The 18,885-nt window shown below is 40.5% G+C and carries 18 protein-coding genes; 16 read left to right on the forward strand and 2 right to left on the reverse strand.

The genetic code is table 11. The annotated features are described in order from the left end of the window. Positions 1–38 precede the first annotated feature (38 nt). Complete coding sequence (locus AABM38_RS02030) at positions 39–770, forward strand: sulfite exporter TauE/SafE family protein (protein ID WP_423410626.1); 732 nt, start codon at positions 39–41, stop codon at positions 768–770. 488 nt (positions 771–1,258) lie between these two features. On the opposite strand, the gene AABM38_RS02035 is transcribed toward AABM38_RS02030, so the two are convergent. Further along, a complete protein-coding gene (locus tag AABM38_RS02035) occupies positions 1,259–2,614 on the reverse strand; it encodes a helix-turn-helix domain-containing protein (protein WP_423408894.1) in 1,356 nt (451 codons plus the stop codon). Between the two features lie 364 nt (positions 2,615–2,978). Between AABM38_RS02035 and AABM38_RS02040 the strand changes: the two genes are divergently transcribed. The 11 genes from AABM38_RS02040 to AABM38_RS02090 all read left to right on the forward strand — a co-directional run bounded on the left by AABM38_RS02040 (position 2,979) and on the right by AABM38_RS02090 (position 14,016). Further along, positions 2,979–3,698 (forward strand): EAL domain-containing protein, encoded by a 720-nt coding sequence (locus tag AABM38_RS02040; protein ID WP_423408895.1) that lies wholly within the window; start codon positions 2,979–2,981, stop codon positions 3,696–3,698. Between the two features lie 32 nt (positions 3,699–3,730). Further along, on the forward strand, positions 3,731–4,186 hold the full coding sequence (locus tag AABM38_RS02045) for a chemotaxis protein CheW (RefSeq protein WP_423408896.1): 456 nt from the start codon (positions 3,731–3,733) through the stop codon (positions 4,184–4,186). Between the two features lie 25 nt (positions 4,187–4,211). Continuing rightward, positions 4,212–5,909, forward strand: coding sequence for a methyl-accepting chemotaxis protein (locus AABM38_RS02050; protein WP_423408897.1), 1,698 nt, complete (start codon positions 4,212–4,214; stop codon positions 5,907–5,909). A gap of 265 nt (positions 5,910–6,174) precedes the next feature. Further along, the gene (locus AABM38_RS02055) at positions 6,175–6,330 is read left to right on the forward strand and encodes a cytochrome c oxidase subunit 2A (RefSeq protein ID WP_423408898.1); all 156 of its coding nucleotides are present in this window, start codon (positions 6,175–6,177) and stop codon (positions 6,328–6,330) included. 11 nt (positions 6,331–6,341) lie between these two features. Then, positions 6,342–6,809 carry a cytochrome c oxidase subunit II gene (locus AABM38_RS02060; protein WP_423408899.1) on the forward strand — a complete coding sequence of 156 codons (468 nt, stop codon included), beginning with the start codon at positions 6,342–6,344 and terminating at the stop codon, positions 6,807–6,809. A gap of 14 nt (positions 6,810–6,823) precedes the next feature. Next, complete coding sequence (locus AABM38_RS02065) at positions 6,824–8,509, forward strand: cbb3-type cytochrome c oxidase subunit I (RefSeq protein WP_423408900.1); 1,686 nt, start codon at positions 6,824–6,826, stop codon at positions 8,507–8,509. A gap of 171 nt (positions 8,510–8,680) precedes the next feature. Continuing rightward, positions 8,681–9,313: an SCO family protein gene (locus AABM38_RS02070; RefSeq protein ID WP_423408901.1), complete on the forward strand. Its 633-nt coding sequence runs from the start codon at positions 8,681–8,683 to the stop codon at positions 9,311–9,313. 3 nt (positions 9,314–9,316) lie between these two features. Further along, on the forward strand, positions 9,317–9,874 hold the full coding sequence (locus AABM38_RS02075; RefSeq protein WP_423408902.1) for a hypothetical protein: 558 nt from the start codon (positions 9,317–9,319) through the stop codon (positions 9,872–9,874). Between the two features lie 113 nt (positions 9,875–9,987). Next, positions 9,988–10,911 (forward strand): heme o synthase, encoded by a 924-nt coding sequence (gene cyoE, locus AABM38_RS02080; protein ID WP_423408903.1) that lies wholly within the window; start codon positions 9,988–9,990, stop codon positions 10,909–10,911. Between the two features lie 533 nt (positions 10,912–11,444). Beyond that, positions 11,445–13,364 (forward strand): ribosomal protection-like ABC-F family protein, encoded by a 1,920-nt coding sequence (gene abc-f, locus AABM38_RS02085; protein WP_423408904.1) that lies wholly within the window; start codon positions 11,445–11,447, stop codon positions 13,362–13,364. Between the two features lie 163 nt (positions 13,365–13,527). Continuing rightward, positions 13,528–14,016, forward strand: a complete 489-nt coding sequence (locus tag AABM38_RS02090; RefSeq protein WP_423408905.1) for a TspO/MBR family protein — start codon at positions 13,528–13,530, stop codon at positions 14,014–14,016. A gap of 676 nt (positions 14,017–14,692) precedes the next feature. Here the strand turns inward: AABM38_RS02090 and AABM38_RS02095 are convergent. Next, complete coding sequence (locus AABM38_RS02095) at positions 14,693–15,598, reverse strand: nuclease-related domain-containing protein (RefSeq protein ID WP_423408906.1); 906 nt, start codon at positions 15,596–15,598, stop codon at positions 14,693–14,695. 529 nt (positions 15,599–16,127) lie between these two features. On the opposite strand from AABM38_RS02095, the gene AABM38_RS02100 reads away from it, so the two are divergent. The 4 genes from AABM38_RS02100 to AABM38_RS02115 all read left to right on the forward strand — a co-directional run bounded on the left by AABM38_RS02100 (position 16,128) and on the right by AABM38_RS02115 (position 18,852). After that, positions 16,128–16,412, forward strand: a complete 285-nt coding sequence (locus AABM38_RS02100) for a GNAT family N-acetyltransferase (protein WP_423408907.1) — start codon at positions 16,128–16,130, stop codon at positions 16,410–16,412. 525 nt (positions 16,413–16,937) lie between these two features. Then, positions 16,938–17,921, forward strand: coding sequence for a ring-cleaving dioxygenase (locus AABM38_RS02105; protein ID WP_423410627.1), 984 nt, complete (start codon positions 16,938–16,940; stop codon positions 17,919–17,921). 60 nt (positions 17,922–17,981) lie between these two features. Continuing rightward, entirely contained in the window at positions 17,982–18,398 is a 417-nt protein-coding gene (locus AABM38_RS02110; protein ID WP_423408908.1) for a MarR family winged helix-turn-helix transcriptional regulator, read from the forward strand. Between the two features lie 55 nt (positions 18,399–18,453). Then, complete coding sequence (locus AABM38_RS02115; RefSeq protein ID WP_423408909.1) at positions 18,454–18,852, forward strand: DoxX family protein; 399 nt, start codon at positions 18,454–18,456, stop codon at positions 18,850–18,852. The last annotated feature ends 33 nt before the right edge of the window (positions 18,853–18,885 follow it).

The following is an 18,885-nucleotide window of genomic DNA, read 5'->3' on the forward strand; positions in this document are numbered from 1 at the left end:
TTTTGCATAGGGGGATGGAAGCATTGATCACACTTACTATGTTGTTATTGGGTTTATTAGTAGGTTTTATTGGTGCCGGGGGTTCCGGTTTTATTATTGCGATATTGACAGTTGGATTTGGCGTGCCCATTCATACGGCCCTCGGGACTTCGCTTGCGGCAATGGTGTTTACAACTCTCTCGGGGGCTTACAGCCATTATCGCCAGGGGAATATCGATTTGAAGACAGGGCTTACTGTAGGCGTCTTTGGAGCAATAGCATCTTTTTGGGGATCAAAAATTGCCGTGTGGATTCCGGTTGATTCCTTGCACTGGCTGACTGCGGGAATGCTGTTTTTATCCGCCGTTATGCTGTTGTTCCGTCTTTTTATCGTAAATAAAATATCAGATGCGGGAGTAACAAATCCACGACGAGGTGTTCAACTGATACGGGCTGTTCATGTCGGCGGTATTACAGGTATTTTATCGGGAACGTTTGGGATTGGCTCCGCTCCGTTTATCCAATTGGGACTGATGATTACTTTAGGACTTTCCGTGCAAAAATCAGTCGGTACAACGATGCTGGTCATTTTGCCAATCGCTATGGCTGGCGGGATAGGCTATTATTTTGAAGGATACTTTGACGTTGTGCTCCTGCTGCAGGTATTGGCTGGAACCATGGTTGGATCCTACATCGGAGCAAAATTTACAAACAATGTACCATTGCCAATTTTAAAAAGTGCCATGGTGCTTACCCCGGTGATGGCGGGAGCTATCTTGTTGATTAAGTGAGTATTAATTCTGTCAGAAACAGCAATTACCGTTGCGGAAATTTCCAGCATAAGTACCCACATGGTGTTTCCTTGCGCGTATTGATCTACAAGTCAGAAGCCTTGTCTATGGGTAACTTCAATTTAAGAAGCCATCCCAAAAGCAGCAATATTAATGTGGAGAAAGTTATTACGGGGACAATGTGGGTCAGAATTTTGGCTATGACCTTGTTAAAATATTCATTGATGCTCAAGACCGTAAGAAGACATCCTCCTCTTATGGTTATTTTTTGGCTGATTTTTAGATATATCGATTGAATTGTAAAGGGAATTCCACTTTGTTCTTTGTAAGGAAGTATTGATAAAGACCCGTGCCGGGGATGACACAAGTATAAATAAGGCAAAAATAATAAGTGCCTGTACCTCCGAAGGTTGTCAATTCATCGACCAAATTCAAGTGGTGCAGGCACTTTTTAGGGTTATTGGGAATGATTTATTTCGTTTTTTCTTCTAGTATTTAAAAGATGGCATGGATAAGTCGTGAAAATGACAAAATAAAAATTGGTTTTCCAAATGACTGTGGTACAGCTCTAATGCAATTAATGCATCGCTTTCTACTGATTTTATTTTACAGATTTCAAATAGAATATCTGCCTTTAAAAGGCCTTCGTACCAATCGTCTAAAGTTTCGAGTGCGGTTTGAAATAGCTCAAGTGCATAAGTAGCGTCCTTTTGAACCTCTTTGTAGAATTTACCCTCAAGATAATAGTTCCTTGCATGCAATAATGGGTTGTCGGTTTGGAGCAGCAGTGGTTTTGTTTTATTGAACATTTCATGGATAATGCTTGAGTCTATATTTTTTGTTAGAGAAACGTAGATTCCTAATTGAAATAGGGAAAGGCTTGTTTCTTTTAAACTGTCAATTTGACTGATCATTTCTGTATCAGACCAAAATGGTTGCTTTAATTTCGCAATTAGATTTTCTTTTGGTAAGGAAGTCATTAGCGTATAGACTGTTAAAGCCCAGCCTCTAATAATTCCTTCATGGCTATTTATTTGATGTAACTTCTCTCTAAGTGATAATAGATCTTTCCGTACTTCTGTGCTAGAAGTGTTTTCTAGGAAGCGAATAAGTATTTTTATGTACTCTGTCTCAATAGGAGAAATTACATAATGGTTTACACTATTGATACTTTTTAGGGCTTTTGGCAAAGATCCGATATATAGATTGAGAATGGACAGATTGTAAAAAATATTGTCCCTTTCTTCTTTTGTAATAGTAGGGCTTTCCTTGGAAAGTTCCAATGCTCTTTCAAGCAGTGCAGTGCTTTGGGATACCTTTTTATCAGCAAACCCTATGCTGGCTAAAGCGTTAAATGCTCTTAGTTTTAACTTTAAAATATAATTGTTACTCTCGTTTGAATCGATTACCCTTTGGAACGATTTCTCTGCTTTAGGCTGTTGATTCGTTTTCAAGGATAAAAGTGCAGTAAGAAAAATATAATCAATTTCTCTGCTTGGAATATCGTATTCTTTTATTTTCTTCTCGAAGGATTGCAGTTCCGTTTTTGCGCCAATCCAATTTTGGAGGCTAATCAAATCGTTGATCTTTTGTTTTTGATAATCAAGTTCTTGGATCTTGGTTTCGATATATGGGTCAGAAAAAAAGTTAGAAGATGTGTTTAATTTTTCACTAATCAACTTAAGGTCTTCAGCTGAGATTGGAATATGTCCATTCTCGATATTGCTCATTTTTCCTACTGAACAAATCCCTTTTGATAACTCTCCTAATGTTATCCCTTTTTCTTTTCTCTTTGCTCTAATTTTCTCTCCGATATCATTATGTCTGGGAATCTGGGTTTTCATAGTTACTCCTAATCAAATATGCTTTTAGTAGTCCAATTGTACTACATGAGAGGAATAAGATAAAATTCTAAGTGGTTAAAATGAATATTTTTTACATTTTTTCTAAAAAAACCATTGAAAGTTTCATTTTCCCTGTTATAATTTAGGGAGTTAGCACCAACACCATGTATATACAACTAGGTCTAATGATGGATATAGGGTAGAGAACCTGTCACTAATTCGCATTTTGAACAATCTTAGTTAGGAACTAATGGAATTTTGGCAGCGCTCCTGCCATAAACCTAAACACTTCCTTTTCCCGGATTTTTTCTGGATAAGTAAGTGTTTTTTTTATGGAGTTTAATTAGGAATAGGAGTTAGAGAAATGGGTGAACCTGCATTTAATATTTTGGGCTTAATAAGGAAGCGGTCTTTTTTTCATGAGTTTCAGCCTTTATGGAATACAGAAACCAAAGAAATCTTTGCCTATGAGGCTTTGATTCGTACTGAACCACGAATAAATCCAATCTTACTATTTCAACACGGGAGAGAGCAGGGTACTCTTTTTGAATTTGATGCGGTATCTATTTCAAATGCAATTAACGAGTATCCCGAATCTTACTTTGAAAAGTATTTTCTCTTTGTAAATATTTTTCCTTCAACCATGGTGCACCGTGAATTCTCTGCATTCATAGAGGAGTTAGTTAAAACATATCCAAAGATAAAGGGAAAAGTTGTATTTGAAATAAATGAGGATTTAGTCGAATCTCATTTATGGGAAGAAGAAGCGTTTGTTTCAGGCTTAGAGCTGTTAAAAAGCAGGGGGTTTCAGATTGCATTGGATGATTTAGGACTAACAGCAGCCTCTGTTGAAAAGATTGCTAGAAATAAACCTGATTTTGCTAAATTAGACCGTTCATGTTCTGAGAACTTAGCAAATTCCATCAATAAGCAAAAAAACATTTATTCCATACTGTCGAAGTCAGACCGTGATATGGTGGTCGTTCTTGAAGGAATCGAAAAAAAGGAAGACTTAATCATGGCTTCTCGTTTAGGGGTGCGAGCGGTTCAAGGATACTATATCGCCAAACCACATCGGCTGTAAGGAATAAATAAAGATTCTCAAGGAGAAACAGAATGAAAAGAACATTTATTTTATTTAATGCCAAGCAATCAGTTTATGGAATTGAAATTAATAAAGTTGTCTCCATCGAAAGGATTAGTGAAGCAACGAGTATCCCGCAGGAACCTGATTACATGATTGGGGTCGTGAATATCAGGGGAAAAATCGTACCTGTGGTCGATAGTCATTTCGTTCTCTATCATGAGCATCTCAAGATTAATGAAGAGACGAGATATATTCTATTGGAGGTTCAGGGATCAAACATTGCTTTCATGGTTGAAAATACAAATGAAATAATCGATATCGATGATGACTTGATAAAACCTGTTGGAATGATAGAGGGCAGCCACTTTGTCGAAGGGGTTTCTCTTATTGATGGCCGAATCATTTCTATCTTAAACAGTGAAGGAATGATTTCGTCCATGAAGGGTTCTGAAGATTTTACAAAAGATGATGCTATTATCATATAAACATAGACAAAAAGGGGAAAACGTAATGAGAAAGGTATTAAAATTGAAACTGGGAATGAAGATTAATTTAATCGTTCTTAGTATTGTCCTGCTGCTTTCTATTATTATAGGTGCTGTTGTGGTAAATGAAGTAACAAAGGGGATTAAGGCCTTCGCGATTGAAAAGGCAAAGGGAGATCTAAGCTTAAGTGATCGATACATAAGAAATAAATTCCCCGGAGAATGGGTAATTAAAAATGATCAGTTATACAGAGGGGAACAGACCTTTAACGAAAACTTTGAATTAGTAGACACAATTGGAAAGGATACTGGTGATACCGTAACCATTTTTAAAGGGGATACACGAATCGCTACGAATGTCATCGTAAATGGGGAAAGAAATATCGGTACACAAGTGTCTCCTGAAGTAGCCAGCGTGGTCTTAAAAGAAGGCAAAAACTATTATGGAGAAGCTGAAGTAGCTGGTAACAGGTATCAAACAGCCTATATGCCATTGAAGAGCGGAAATGGAGAGGTTGTTGGAATCCTCTATGTAGGAGCGCCTCAATCCATTATTGAAAAGATTTTATCTGGATTCATGTTGAAATTCTTGATTCTTGTCGTTATTGTTATTATTCTTTCATCCCTTGTGGTCTTATGGTTTACGAGAAGGCTGCAGAAAAGGCTAACTTCTATTACTGGAGCCTTGGAGCTTGCAGGCAAGGGTGATTTTACAACAAGCGTGGCTGATCATACGGGGGATGAATTAACCGATCTAGCTAATAGTTTCAACCATATGAAGGAAAATTTAAGCAGGATGATTAAAACGGTGTTGGAAACATCTGAACAGGTAGCAGCGTCTTCCGAGGAGTTAACAGCCGGCGCAGAACAAACAAGCAAGGCGACTGAACAGATTACAGAGTCCATCCAACAAATTGCAAGTGGATCGGATACACAAACCCAAAGCATTGAAGAAAGTGCGAGAGCTTTGGAGGAATTAACATTTGGTGTTTCCAACATTGCAGAAGCTTCCGCGGCAATAGCTGAGAACGGAGCCGAAACAAGTGAGCGTGCCGAACAGGGCGGGAAGTATGTTGAACAAACAGCTCAACAAATGAATATGATCCACTCATCTGTAAATAATACGAGCCAGGTAATTCGGGCATTAAATGAAAGATCTAAACAAATCGGTGATATTTCAAAAGTAATAACAGACATTGCGAATCAGACTAATTTATTAGCCCTCAACGCAGCAATTGAAGCAGCAAGGGCCGGAGAGCATGGGAAAGGCTTCGCCGTAGTGGCAGATGAAGTCCGAAAGCTGGCAGAACAATCCCAAGGCTCATCTGCCCAAATATCTGATTTAATCAGGCAAATCCAGCAGGATATGGACCAATCAAATGAGTCGATGCAAATGGTCAAGCAAGAGGTTCAAAATGGACTAGGTATCGTTGTTAAAACTCAGGATCGTTTTGAAGAAATCTTAAAATCGATGGCGGAAATGGGCGAGCAAATAGATGGGATGGCCGCAACGGCCCAACAAATGTCAGCAAGCACCCAGCAGGTATCCGCCACGGTATCCGGTATCACAGCCATTTCTAAAGAATCCTCTGCACATAGTCAAGGTGTAGCTGCAGCAGCAGAAGAACAGCTGGCGTCAATGGAAGAAGTATCAGCTTCATCCTACAATTTATCCAAGATGGCTGAGAATCTTCAGGATACAGTAAGTCATTTTAAAATTTAATTTTAATAGATTGAAACGGCACCCTGAAAAGTATTGGGGTGCTTTTTGGCTTTCTTTCATTATGGAAAGAAGCACAAGGTACGTCCCCGCACTTGGTTTTCTTTCATTATGGAAAGAAGCACAAGGTACGTCCCCTTGCTTCCTTGGGGCGCGTTGAGCATTTTACTTGATTTTTTTAAAAAAGGGCTTTTACTGTGATTTGACTCACTACATTGATAATCATTCGCAATTAAGATGAAGGTAAGAAAACAAAGGGGGGATTTCAGTGAAAGCGAAAGATGAGGTCGTTCAGGGGAAAAAAGGGAAAGTTTCCACTCATGAAACAACGAAGATCGGCACATGGATTTCAGTTGGAATTGTGGGAGCAGTCATTCTTGCTACGTACTTTGTGCTATTCGGATTATATATGGCGAGGGTCTAGGAGGGGGAGAGATGAAGATGCATTTGGACGAAAAAATCTGGTTATTTTTAAGCTTTGGGATGATTATGGTATTTATGATTTTTACCGGATATCAAGCAATCGCTTTGGGAATGGGGCCGCCAAGTAATAAAGAAACAATTGATCCGAAAAAGGTCGATCAAACGGCGCCGTTCGATCAGCCTGGAATAAAGCAAGTTGGCAAAAACGAATATGAAGTTGTCATGACGTTACAAGTATTCAGTTTTACACCGATGGAAATTGAAGTACCTGCTGGTTCGACTGTCCATTTCACACTGACTTCAAAGGACGTTGTCCATGGATTCCAGGTGGCGAATACGAACCTGAATGCAATGGTTATGCCAGGGCATATTCAAAAAATCTCGCAAAAGTTTGATGAACCTGGTGAATATTTAGTGCTATGCAATGAGTATTGCGGTGCGGGGCATCAAGCGATGAGTACAAAAATTATCGTTAAATAAAAGGGGGAAGGAAAGTGGAACCTGCATTACAAAAGAAATCATTTAAACAAAAAGGAAACCAAGTATTGGGGATTAGCATAGAAGATGCCAGAATATCGAAATCATATTTATCTGTTGCGTTCATCGCATTGCTTCTAGGTGGTTTTCTTGGACTTTTACAAGGATTGAATCGTGCTGGTGTGTTACAACTGCCGCCATGGCTGAATTATTATCAAATATTAACAGCTCATGGCATTCTATTAGTCGTTGTCTTATCAGCTTTCTTCACAATTGGTTATTTTTATGCCGGACTTTCTCATACATTAGGTGGGCTGCTTCCTAAAGTAAGGAAGATGGCATGGATCGGTTTCTGGATGAAAATGTTCGGATTTGTGCTGGTCGTCATTCCGGTCTTAATGAATGAAGCTTCTGTTATGTATACATTCTATCCGCCGATGGCGGCTCACCCAATGTTTTACTTCGGTTTAGTCTTTATCGTGTTAGGCATCTGGATGCTTTCATTTGGGGCATTTACCCAGGTGGCGGATTGGAGAAAGAAACACAAAGGGGAACATCTTCCGATCCTGGCTTTCTTTGCAACTGGAGTTTTTGTTCTTTTAGTTGGCGCCACAGCCTTTGTTGCGGTCGAAGTTCTCTTCATGATTATTCCCTGGACTCTTGGATGGACGGATGGCATAAACGTATTGCTTGCTCGTACACTATTCTGGGCATTCGGACATACAGCGGTTAATATCTGGTATCTGACAGCCGTTTCTGCATGGTACGTTGTGGTTCCGAAAATTATCGGCGGAACCCGTTGGAATGACCTATTAACCCGAATGGTAATCATTCCATTAGTGATCATGAACATTACAGGTGGATTCCACCATCAAATCATTGACCCAGGTATCTCGGAATCAATTAAATATATGCACGTATTCATGAGCTTGGCAATCGGATTTCCTTCATTAATGACGGCGTATGCTATGTTTAGAGTGTTCGAGCGTACTGCAAGAGCGAAAGGTGGGAAAGGCCTGGTTGGCTGGTATAAAAAAATGCCATGGGGTGATGTCCGCTTTTTAGCTCCATTTATCGCCATGGTGTCATTCATCCCAGCAGGGGCGGGCGGAATTGTCCAAAGCACAAACCAATTGGACCAAGTCGTCCACAATACGATGTGGATTGTAGGGCACTTCCACTTAACATTAGGCATGTCTGTTGTCATGACATTCTTCGGTATTAGTTATTGGTTAGTTCCTTATCTTTCAAAACGTGTATTAACCCCGGGCATGAACAGATTGGGTGTGGTCCAAACCATCGTCTGGACAATTGGCATGGTTATAATGGCTATCTCCATGCATATTGTGGGCCTATTCGGATCACCGCGCAGAACTTCTTTCACAACTTACGGAGACTTCGCGGAAAAGCTAGGATGGAGCCCGTATATGGCAGCTGTAGGTATTGGGGCAACATTATTGCTCATTGCCGTCATTCTTCAAGTCTATGCCGTATTCAATCTCATGTTCTTTGCTCCAAAAGGAGTAACAGAGTTTCCAATTGCGGAAGAGGAAGCAGGAGCAGAAAAAACGCCATATTGGACAGAACGCTGGGGAGTGTGGGTTGTGCTCATGCTGCTCGTGATTTCTATGGCCTATGTCCTCCCAATCGTTGATATGATCATGAATGCACCTCCTGGATCACCGCCATTTAAAACCTGGTAATAGACTTCAATGGAGAGATAGCTCTTATGTCAGGGCTATCTCTTTCAAATAGGTAATGATCACATAGGCTTGTTAAAGAGTAATAATGAAAAAACTCAGCTGATCGGAGCGAAAATCAACAGTCAATTGTAACAGAGCCATCAGAAAAATAGATTTTGGGAAGTGATTTCCGTGATCAAAAATCGGCAAACCACCATTTCTTGTATTGTTGTGTTGGTGTTTGGTTTGAGCTTGTTTTATATAGGCACAGATGGTTTTACCGCTTATACAGCAGAAACGGCTAGAGTGACGAAGCTAATCGAGAATCAGCCCGAATTCCCTGATGTAACCTTTGAGGACAGCGAAGGCAGGAAATATTCGATTGATGAATTCGAAGGTAAATATGTATTCATTACCTTCATTTATACAGGCTGTACGACTATTTGTATCAAACTGGAAGAAAATATGGCTCAAGTGTACAATCAGATTCCTGATGAATATATAGGCAAGGATATTGTCTTTTTAAGTATTAGCTTTGACCCAGCCAGGGATGACCCCGCTACATTGGATAAGTATAAGGAATTATTTAAAAGTGACGGGGAGACATGGAGAATGGCTAGAATCCCAGATAAGAAGGAATTGGATTCCTTGTTAGGGAATTTCGGCGTCATTGTCGTTCCGGATGGGAATGGGAATTTTGCTCATAATTCAGCCTTCTATTTAGTAAATCCACAAGGCACTTTAGTAGATGTCATGGATTTTTCACAAGTAAATGAAGCGGCAGATAAGCTAATGAATACATTAGAAAGAGACAAGGGGGAGTGAACGATGAATCAATTTCTATTCGGTCTCGTCCTTTTAATCGGGTTAATGATTCCTCCGGTTGCTGACTTAATGGAATCCGTTATGATCATTCACATGCATATGCAAATGCCGATGCTGGTGATCGCCGGGTTTTTTATGGCTCGTCTTTTTCAGGAACGACTTTTTCGATTTTTTGATAAATATAATCAAAACGGAATACCTGGGATGCTCTTATTTCTTATCATCATGGCATATTGGATGCTGCCGCGGACGATGGATGAAGCTTTAACTGTTCAAAGCGTAGAGATCTTTAAGTTTATCAGTCTGCCATTTTTGGCTGGAGTTCCTCTCAGAGACTCCTGGAATAAACTTAGCAAGCACTGGAAAAACAATCTGATTACCCTGTTTACCGTCATGTTTTTAGTGCTGGGCTGGTTATATATTCAATCAAATGCCCAGCTATGTAACAATTATTTAATCATGGACCAAATTATCCTTGGGTGGGGATTTATTACGATGGCAATCTGTATGGTCATCTATTTGATTTATGTCTTGCTTGTGGATCCTTCACAATATGAATAAGAGTGAAAACTCTAGTAAATAGGATCGGTGGAATTCTATTGCTATGTGATATATAGGTAATTATTGCACGCCGTTCAACCCGAAAGACAAATGTTAGGGAAGGATGTGATCATATGATTCTATCTCAACGAAAATTTGACGAAGCGGATGAAATTCATACACAATGCAAACCGAACTTATTCTCTGATTTAATGTCTCTTTTTAAAGGAATTGTTCTAATTGCGAATGTCCTGCCTGTTTTTACTGGCCTGTGGTTAGCTATGTATTTTACCGATACAGTCTATTCAGACAACATCGATGTCGTTATATTAACGATTCTGGGCAGCACCTTAGTGATGGCTGGAGCGCTCGCCCTTAATAATTGGTACGATGCAGATATTGACGCTGTTATGGATCGAACGAAAACGAGGCCAACAGTAACAGGTACCATTCCACTTAAAGTCGTCTTAACGGCAGGAATTGTCCTAACGATCATCGGATTTATCCTTTTACTATTCACAACAGCTGAAACAGTCATTTATGCTGCGGTTGGCTGGTTCACCTACGTTGTATTGTATACAATGTGGTCCAAGCGCAGATATACTTGGAACACTCTTATTGGAAGTATTTCCGGAGCGGTTACTCCTTTAATTGGGTGGGCATCAATCGATTCAGCTTTTCATATTGTCCCGATCGTGTTGTTTTTCATCTTATTTATTTGGCAGATGCCGCATACTTTTGCAATTGCGATGAAGAAGTGCTCTGAATATAGAGCTGCAGGAGTTGCTATGCTTCCAGTTGTTCGCGGATTTGCCATCACAAAGAGACAGATTGTTTTATATATAGGCTGCTTGCTTCCGCTGCCATTTTATTTAGCACCGCTCGGAACAGCCTTTATTTCTTTAGCTACCCTACTAAATATAGGCTGGCTTGTGATGAGTGTCAGCGGGTATTTTAAAAAGGATGACCTAATATGGGCTCATATGAATTTTATCTATTCCGTCAACTATATAATGATTTTATTTTTGTTAATGATTATCTTCACATTTTTTAAATAGGGTGCAGGTATTGCTTCGTTCTAAAATATGGAAATTTATCCAATATAAACGTTTACAAATTTATGCAAACCTGAGATAATAAAGAAAATTTCAGAGGAGGGAAAGTAAGTTTATGGAACCAACATCTAATTGCTAATTATTAATTTTTAAAAAATTAATACGCGTTTTGTAATGAGTGTAAATCACCTAATTTGGTTAGGTTTATTTGTTATGCTCTTATGGAATGAAGGCAATTAGAAGGTAACTTACTTTACTGAACTCGGAATGATGATTGGGGATTCTTCAGGAGGTTTTGGAGATGGCATGGCATACGAATGTGCTTTTTTAGGCACGGGATTTTTTGTATGCTGACCCGGATCAATGATATTCACTGAGTATTCAAGACTGTAAGAAGACACCCTCTTCTTATGGTCTTTTTTAGTTTAATGACTGCTTATCAAGCAGCACTTTTTTAAAATGAATAGTAAAAGAAGTTCTTCTTTGTCCTGTCCATAAAAGCGTAGCTTACTATATGGATGAAAGAAGGAATTGGTATGTTTGAATTAAAGGTGCATGGCATTAAAAAATATATGGAAGCGACGCTTGTCGTAGAAAATTTTACAGTAGAAGCATTCGAAGGAGACCGGATTGGGATTGTTGGTGCGAATGGCAGCGGGAAGAGTACGATTCTCAAGCTGATTGCGGGGATTGAACACATGCACTATTATCCCGGATACCCGCAAACTTCAAGCCCTGGATATGATGAAGGCTTGATTCACAGTCCAAGAGGGGCGACGATCGCTTACCTTGAGCAAATCCCGTCGTATCCGGAAGGGCTGAAAGTTATTGATGTGCTGAATCTGGCGTTTGAAGAGGTTCACGAAATTGAGGCGCAGATGCGAGAAATCGAGGTGCAGATGCAGGTATTAGCAGATGCTGCTCTGGAGAAAGCGTTGAATAAGTACAGTGACCTCGTGCAGTTATATGAAGTGAAAGGCGGATATGACCAGGAAGAAAAGATGAGCAAGGTGTGCACGGGCTTGAAATTCAGCGAGAGCTTTTTAAATAAGGATTTTGATTTGCTGAGCGGCGGGGAAAAAACGACGGTGGGTCTGGGGAAGATCCTGATTCACCAGCCGGACATCCTGCTGCTTGATGAGCCGACCAACCACCTCGATATGGAATCGATCGAATGGCTTGAAGGCTTTTTGAAGAACTACAAGGGAATCGTGCTGATCGTCTCCCATGACCGCTATTTCCTTGATCATGTCGTGAACAAAATCGTTGAGATTGAGGATATGGAATCAATTTCTTATAAGGGGAACTATTCCGCTTTTATCAGCCAAAAAGAAGAAAATATGCGTATCCAATATGAGCATTTCCGTGAGCAGCAGAAAAAGCTTAACAACATGGAGAAGCAGGTCATGAGCTTGCGCGACTGGGCAATGCGGGCGGATAACAACAAGTTTTTCAAGCGAGCAGCAAGCATCCAGAAGAAGCTCGACAAAATGGAACGCATTGATAAGCCGGTTTTTGAACGAAGGAATATGAGGCTTCATTTTAACGATGCTGTAAGGTCGGGGAATGAGACGATCAAGGCGATTGGTTTGGAGAAAAGCTATGATGACAAGGTGATTTTTGATGGCGCCGATTTGATGATTCATTACGGAGAACGAGTCGGGCTCGTCGGTCCCAACGGCAGCGGGAAGACGACGTTCTTGAAGATGCTTTTAGGCGAAGAGCAGCCGGATAGCGGTGTGGTAGAGCTAGGTGCAAATGTGATGGCCGCCTATCTGCCCCAGAAGATTGTTTTTGAAAATGAAGAGCTTACCGTGCTTGAGTGCTTCCGCGAGGATATTTCAATCGTGGAGGGCAAAGCGCGTGAATACCTGGCAAAGTTCATGTTTTATAAAAAAAGCGTGTTCAAAAAGGTGAAGTTTTTATCAGGCGGCGAGCGGATCAGGCTTAAGCTTGCAATGCTGATGTTCCAGGATATCAATCTGCTGATCCTTGATGAGCCGACGAACCACCTTGATATCGATTCCATCGAGACCCTTGAGGCTGCGCTCGAGGATTTTAAAGGCACGATTTTCTTTATCTCGCATGACCGTTATTTTATCAATAAGATTGGTGAACGGGTTATCGCGGTTGTGGATTGTGGATTTAGGAGCTACGATGGGAATTATGATTTTTATAAGGGTGAGAAAGAGAAGGTCACTGTTGTTGAAGAGCCGGCTGCTGTAAAAGTGAAGCAGGAGCGGGTTCGGCCTGTTGATGGTAAGGCGGAAACTGTGAAAGAAAAGGCGCTGATCAAGATTGAAAGTTTGGAGAAGGAAATTTTCGAGCTGGATTTGGTGATGGCGCTTAACCCGATGGATTATGAGGAGGTTAATAAGTTATATTCTAAGAAGCAGGACTTGACTACGGAGCTGGATTCCGCGATGGAGTTGTGGCTGGGTTTTGGGGAGAGTTAGGACTTTGGTGTTTAGCGTTTGGCGGTGGATTGAGGAATGATGTTTGAGAGCTTGACGGGTTTTTAGATGAAATGCGCTTCTCCGGGGAGGAGCGCATTTTTGTGTTTTTCTTACAGTGAATTAGGAAAAAGTAAGAGAAACGAGGAAAGCAGGTGCATGGCGAATGAACATATTAGCAGTGGACGGCAAGGTTGAAAAAGGTAAATTGCTCAAGGAGATTTTGATCCCGGTTGTTGGCGGGATGGTGACCGGCATGGTAGCCACGAAAAATGCCAAGGAGATTTACAGCAAGCTTAAGAAACCTGCATATGCACCGCCATCCTGGGTGTTTCCAGTCGTGTGGACAGGCCTTTATGCAACGATGGGCCTTGCGAATTACCGGATATCGCTGAAAAAGAAACCAACCTCCACAGCGAATGCACTTTATGATATTCAGCTTGGCTTGAATTTCCTCTGGTCGTTCTTATTTTTCAGATGGGGATTGCGAGGAGCCGCCTTTGCCGAAATTGCGCTGCTTCTAGGCATGATCACATTAACCACTTATCAATATTTTCAGAAGGACAAAATCGCAGGCCGACTGATGATCCCTTATGTGGCTTGGGTTGCTTATGCGATGGGGCTTAATTATGGGGTTTGGCGGTTGAATGGATAGAAGTAGAAGGGGATCGACCCAAACTTGCTCTTCAATCGAGATTATTGGAACAATGAAAAGGGGAAAACTGCCCGCCCGATGTTCCAATAGTGGTCATTGGAACACTGAGCGGGTGAAAATGACTCATTTGATGTTCCAATAGGGGCTATTGGAACAATGAAAGGGCGAAAACGGGTCCTGCGATGTTCCAATAGGGGTTATTGGAACAATGAAAAGGTGAAAACTGATCCTTCGATGTTCCAATAGAGGTTATTGGAACAATGAAAAGGTGAAAACCGGTCCTGCAATGTTCCAATAGGGGTTATTGGAACAATGAAAAGGTGAAAACTGATCCTTCGATGTTCCAATAGGGGTTATTGGAACAATGAAAAGGTGAAAATCGGTCCTGCGATGTTCCAATAGGGGTTATTGGAACAATGAAAAGGTGAAAACTGATCCTTCGATGTTCCAATAGAGGTTATTGGAACAATGAAAAGGTGAAAACCGGTCCTGCGATGTTCCAATAGAGGTGATTGGAACAATGAAAGATTGAAAATGACTCAATCGATGTTCCAATAGAGATTATTGTACCGATAACATGATGAAAAATCGCTAACCGTATGTTCCAATAAGGGTTGTTAGATCGATAAAAGGGATAAGAAGCTGTTCAAGATTAAAGTTTCGATGCTTTAAAGGTTTATTCGTAATAAGTCCATTGACCATAGCCTGTTGCCTTAAGGTTCTTCTCTAGAATTGGCTTAATTGTTCTTTTAGGTATGATATAACCACTCCATTCAAATATAGTATTCGTGGTGATTTTTTCTTTTGGAAAGAGGAGTTTGTATTCTTCTATACTATGGAGAATCGCAGACTCTACATTTTCCTGAGTTCCGCATTTAGTACAAGTTAAACTCGGCCATTTATAGTCACTTAGAACTCCACCACACTCCACACAAAACACCCCCTTCCGCAACATCCCATACTCATACTCATGAATCCTTTCCATAGGTGACTCAGGTAAATGCAAGGACAATATTTTCTCTGCCAACTTGGTGTTTCGAACTGAAGTCTTGGATTTGATGTTATTGAGTTTTTTCATGAATCGGTTCAGTTGGGCGGGGAGAATGATGGGTTCGTCTTTGGGGGCGTGGAACAATGCGAATTCAGGATGGATATAGATGACGTCGCCTCTAAATGAGAAGTTGTAACCGAGGTTGTTCAGCAGCTGTCGCAACAGGGATTCGCTTCGTTTCAGCTGGAGGAGGGGGTCTTTGACCTCTTTGCCGCTAATGGTCCGCAGTTTCTCGCCATCGTAATAATAGTCCCCTTCGTAGTTTTTTACTTCAAAAAGGTAAATTGCGTCTTGAAAAATAACGAGGGAATCAATTTGGAATACGGAGCCGCTCACTTCTAACAGCAAATCGGTTAAAACAAGGTTTTCGGTTTCGAGTGCGGCAATACGGTGGTCGAATTGCAGCTCGCCTTCAAACCCTTTTTGCAGACTCCAATATTGCTGTTTTTCCTTTTCGGGCAAGTCCATGCGAGTGTTCAGTGCAGTCAGGATTTTTAGTTCTTTACTTTTAAAACGAGGTTTAATGAACATACTTCACCTTCCTATTCTCTCAAAATCGAGTACATTTTCATTGAATCATAAATAGTTAAAAGTGTGTGTGAATCTTTTTTGTCAAAAAATTTAAAGAAATCTGCAACATTTTCGAACTCGCCTGCGTCTAACTCTATGAAACCATAAATTGGTGGATTAAAAGATTGATAGGGTGGGAATACTATAACCAACAACAACAAAACAAGGAGGTCGGTTAAAGTGGATCATATTATCGAATTTATGAAGGAAGATGGTTTTGAGTTAAATGGCTACCTTTCACAACTGTTTGAAAAAGTTACAGATCATGAAGATAAACAAGAGAGCTGATCCTGATATGCTGATCAGCTTTTGTTCTGTCTAAAACTTCCTCTAAAGTCCTCACTTTTTTCCTCACATTATATTTTTTGTCAAAGGGAATTCTCAGGATAAATTATTTTTTAAAAGTGAATTTTAATTAATTCTTTCCTCAGGTTATATTATTTTTTCAAAGGGAATTATAATGAATATGAATTCATTTTGGAGGTGCTGTATGTCGTTTGAATTTGCAGAAGAAGTTGGTCGTTTTGTAGCGAAGGATGCTCAAGGTTTAGAAGTTGGTGAAGTTACGTTTAGCCGGGATGGAGAGAACGTGATTGTCATTGATCATACGGGAATAGATCCAGCCCAGCGGGGACAAGGACTGGCGGAGGAACTAGTGCGCCTTGTGGTCGAAAAAGCAAAGAAGGAAGGATTGAAGATTGTTCCTTTATGCTCCTACGCTAAAAAAGAATTTGATAAGAAAACAGAATACAAAGAGGTTCTCGCAGAAAAATAACCTTCGGGCCCCCCGAAGGTTTTTCTATAAATTGGGAGGATTAAAAGGTTAGTAGATTGGGAATAATATAACTAACAAACTAGTAAACGGAGGACAAACAAAATGAAACAGATTACTGAATTTATGAATGAAGAAGGCTTTGAGCTGAAAGGTTACCTTTCCGAGTTATTTGAGAAAGTGTCTGATGATAAGAACGAAGAACGCTGATTACGCGACTATAGCTGATCAGCGTTTTTTTTGTTCTTTTTTTACAATGAATGAGTGAGCGTATCTTGTTCAGCCTGTAAAAAGGTATAGATTGAATAACATTTGTTTGTTGGTCTATCTCAGATAAAAATCTCAAATTCGAGATATTTTCTAAAGGTTTGTTGACACACTAAAAAATACATGATATTATTATCTCGAATTCAAGATATTAAAATTTGAATTAAGTTGTTTTATCGAGTGCATGTTGGATAAAGTAAAGTTAGGTATTTTTTTATATAAATATCTCGATTTCGAGATAAAATAAAAGGAGAGATAATGATGAACCATTTAAAAGGGATCCATCACGTTACGGCGATTACGAGCAGTGCGGAGAAGAACTATGAGTTTTTCACTTTTGTGCTTGGCATGCGTTTGGTGAAGAAAACGGTGAACCAGGATGATATTCGCACGTATCACTTATTTTTCGCGGATGATAAAGGGTCTGCGGGTACGGATATGACTTTCTTTGATTTTCCGGGCATTCCGAAAGGATCTCACGGAACGGATGAAATTTATAAGACTTCATTCCGCGTGCCGACTGATGCGGCGCTTGAGTATTGGGTGAAGCGATTTGATAAATACAATGTGAAGCATACTGGCATCCAAGATTTGTTTGGCAAGAAGACGATTTCTTTCGCTGATTTTGATGACCAGCAATACATGCTGGTTTCGGATGAGTTCAATGAAGGGATTGCTTCTGGCACACCATGGCAAGATGGCCCGGTTCCTTTGGAGTTTGCGATTACCGGTCTGGGACCAATCCACATCCGTATCTCTCGCTTTGACTATTTTAAAGAAGTGTTAGAAAAAGTGATGTACATGCGGGAGATTTCCAATGAAGGTTCACTCCACCTGTTTGAAATGGGTGAGGGGGGAAATGGTGCGCAGGTTATTGTCGAGCATAATACCGTTCTGTCGGCTGGACGCCAGGGATTTGGTACCGTCCACCATACGGCATTCCGAGTGGAGGACACGGCGGTTCTGTATGAATGGATCGACCATATGAAAGGTGCTGGTTTCGGGGTATCTGGTTATGTTGACCGGTTCTTCTTTGAATCGTTATATGCACGCGTTGCACCTGGAATCTTATTCGAATGGGCGACAGATGGCCCAGGATTCATGGGAGATGAGCCGTACGACACGCTTGGTGAGAAATTGTCATTGCCGCCATTCCTTGAATCAAAACGCGAGCAAATCGAGAGTTTTGTCCGCCCGATTGATACAGTGCGCAGTACGCTCAACCTCGAAAAAGAGTATTTGTAATCATTCATAAAGGGCAACACCATAAGCTGCGTTGCCCTTTTAAAAAGAAGGTGTTTGATCGTGGAAAGGAAATGTACGAACCAGCCGTTCTTGCTGTTAATGCACACGTCAAAAGCGATTCAGGAAAAAATAAGAGACGGGATCAGTAAAAGCAAATTGAATATTACGGAGTTTTCGGTTTTAGAGGTTTTGTATCACAGGGGAAAGCAGACAATCCAGCAAATTGGCAGCAGTATCTTGATATCCAGCAGTTCGATGACTTACGTGATTGATAAGCTGGAGCAGCGGGGACTGTTGAGGCGGAGTCCGTGTCCGAGTGACCGCCGGGTGATCCATGTTGTGATGACTTCAGAGGGAACAGCATTAATGGATGAAATCATGCCAAAGCATCATGAAATGGTTGATTCAATGTTTGATTCATTCGATGATGATGAGGCACATGTATTAACTGAGCTTTTGAAAAAGATAAAGGTATAAATTTTTTATGGTTTAATATCTCGAACTCAAGATAAAATATTAGGAGGAAATAAAGATGATGAATATTGGTTTATTGATAATACGTTTGGTTATTGGAGTATTGTTCGTGGGGCACGGAGCGCAAAAGTTGTTTGGCTGGTTTGGGGGCTATGGCTTGAAAGGCACGGGCGGCTGGTTTGAATCCATTGGCATGAAGCCAGGAGTAACGATGGCGCTATTTGCAGGTTTGGCTGAATTGATTGGAGGATTCTTGTTTGCTTTAGGGTTATTGACTCCACTTGCAGGTGTGATGATTGCTGGCACGATGGTGATGGCAATCGTCAAGGTCCACGGTGCTAATGGTTTATGGTCAACATCAAATGGATATGAGTACAACTTAACATTGCTTGCAACAGCGATCGGAATTGCGCTAATTGGACCTGGTCTATATAGTCTTGATGCGTTTTTATTTTAATCAAACGTTTGATTAAAATAAATGCTGTGTTTT

It is taken from the genome of Heyndrickxia sp. MSNUG, from assembly GCF_049532715.1.
GTDB lineage: Bacteria > Bacillota > Bacilli > Bacillales > Cytobacillaceae > Mesobacillus.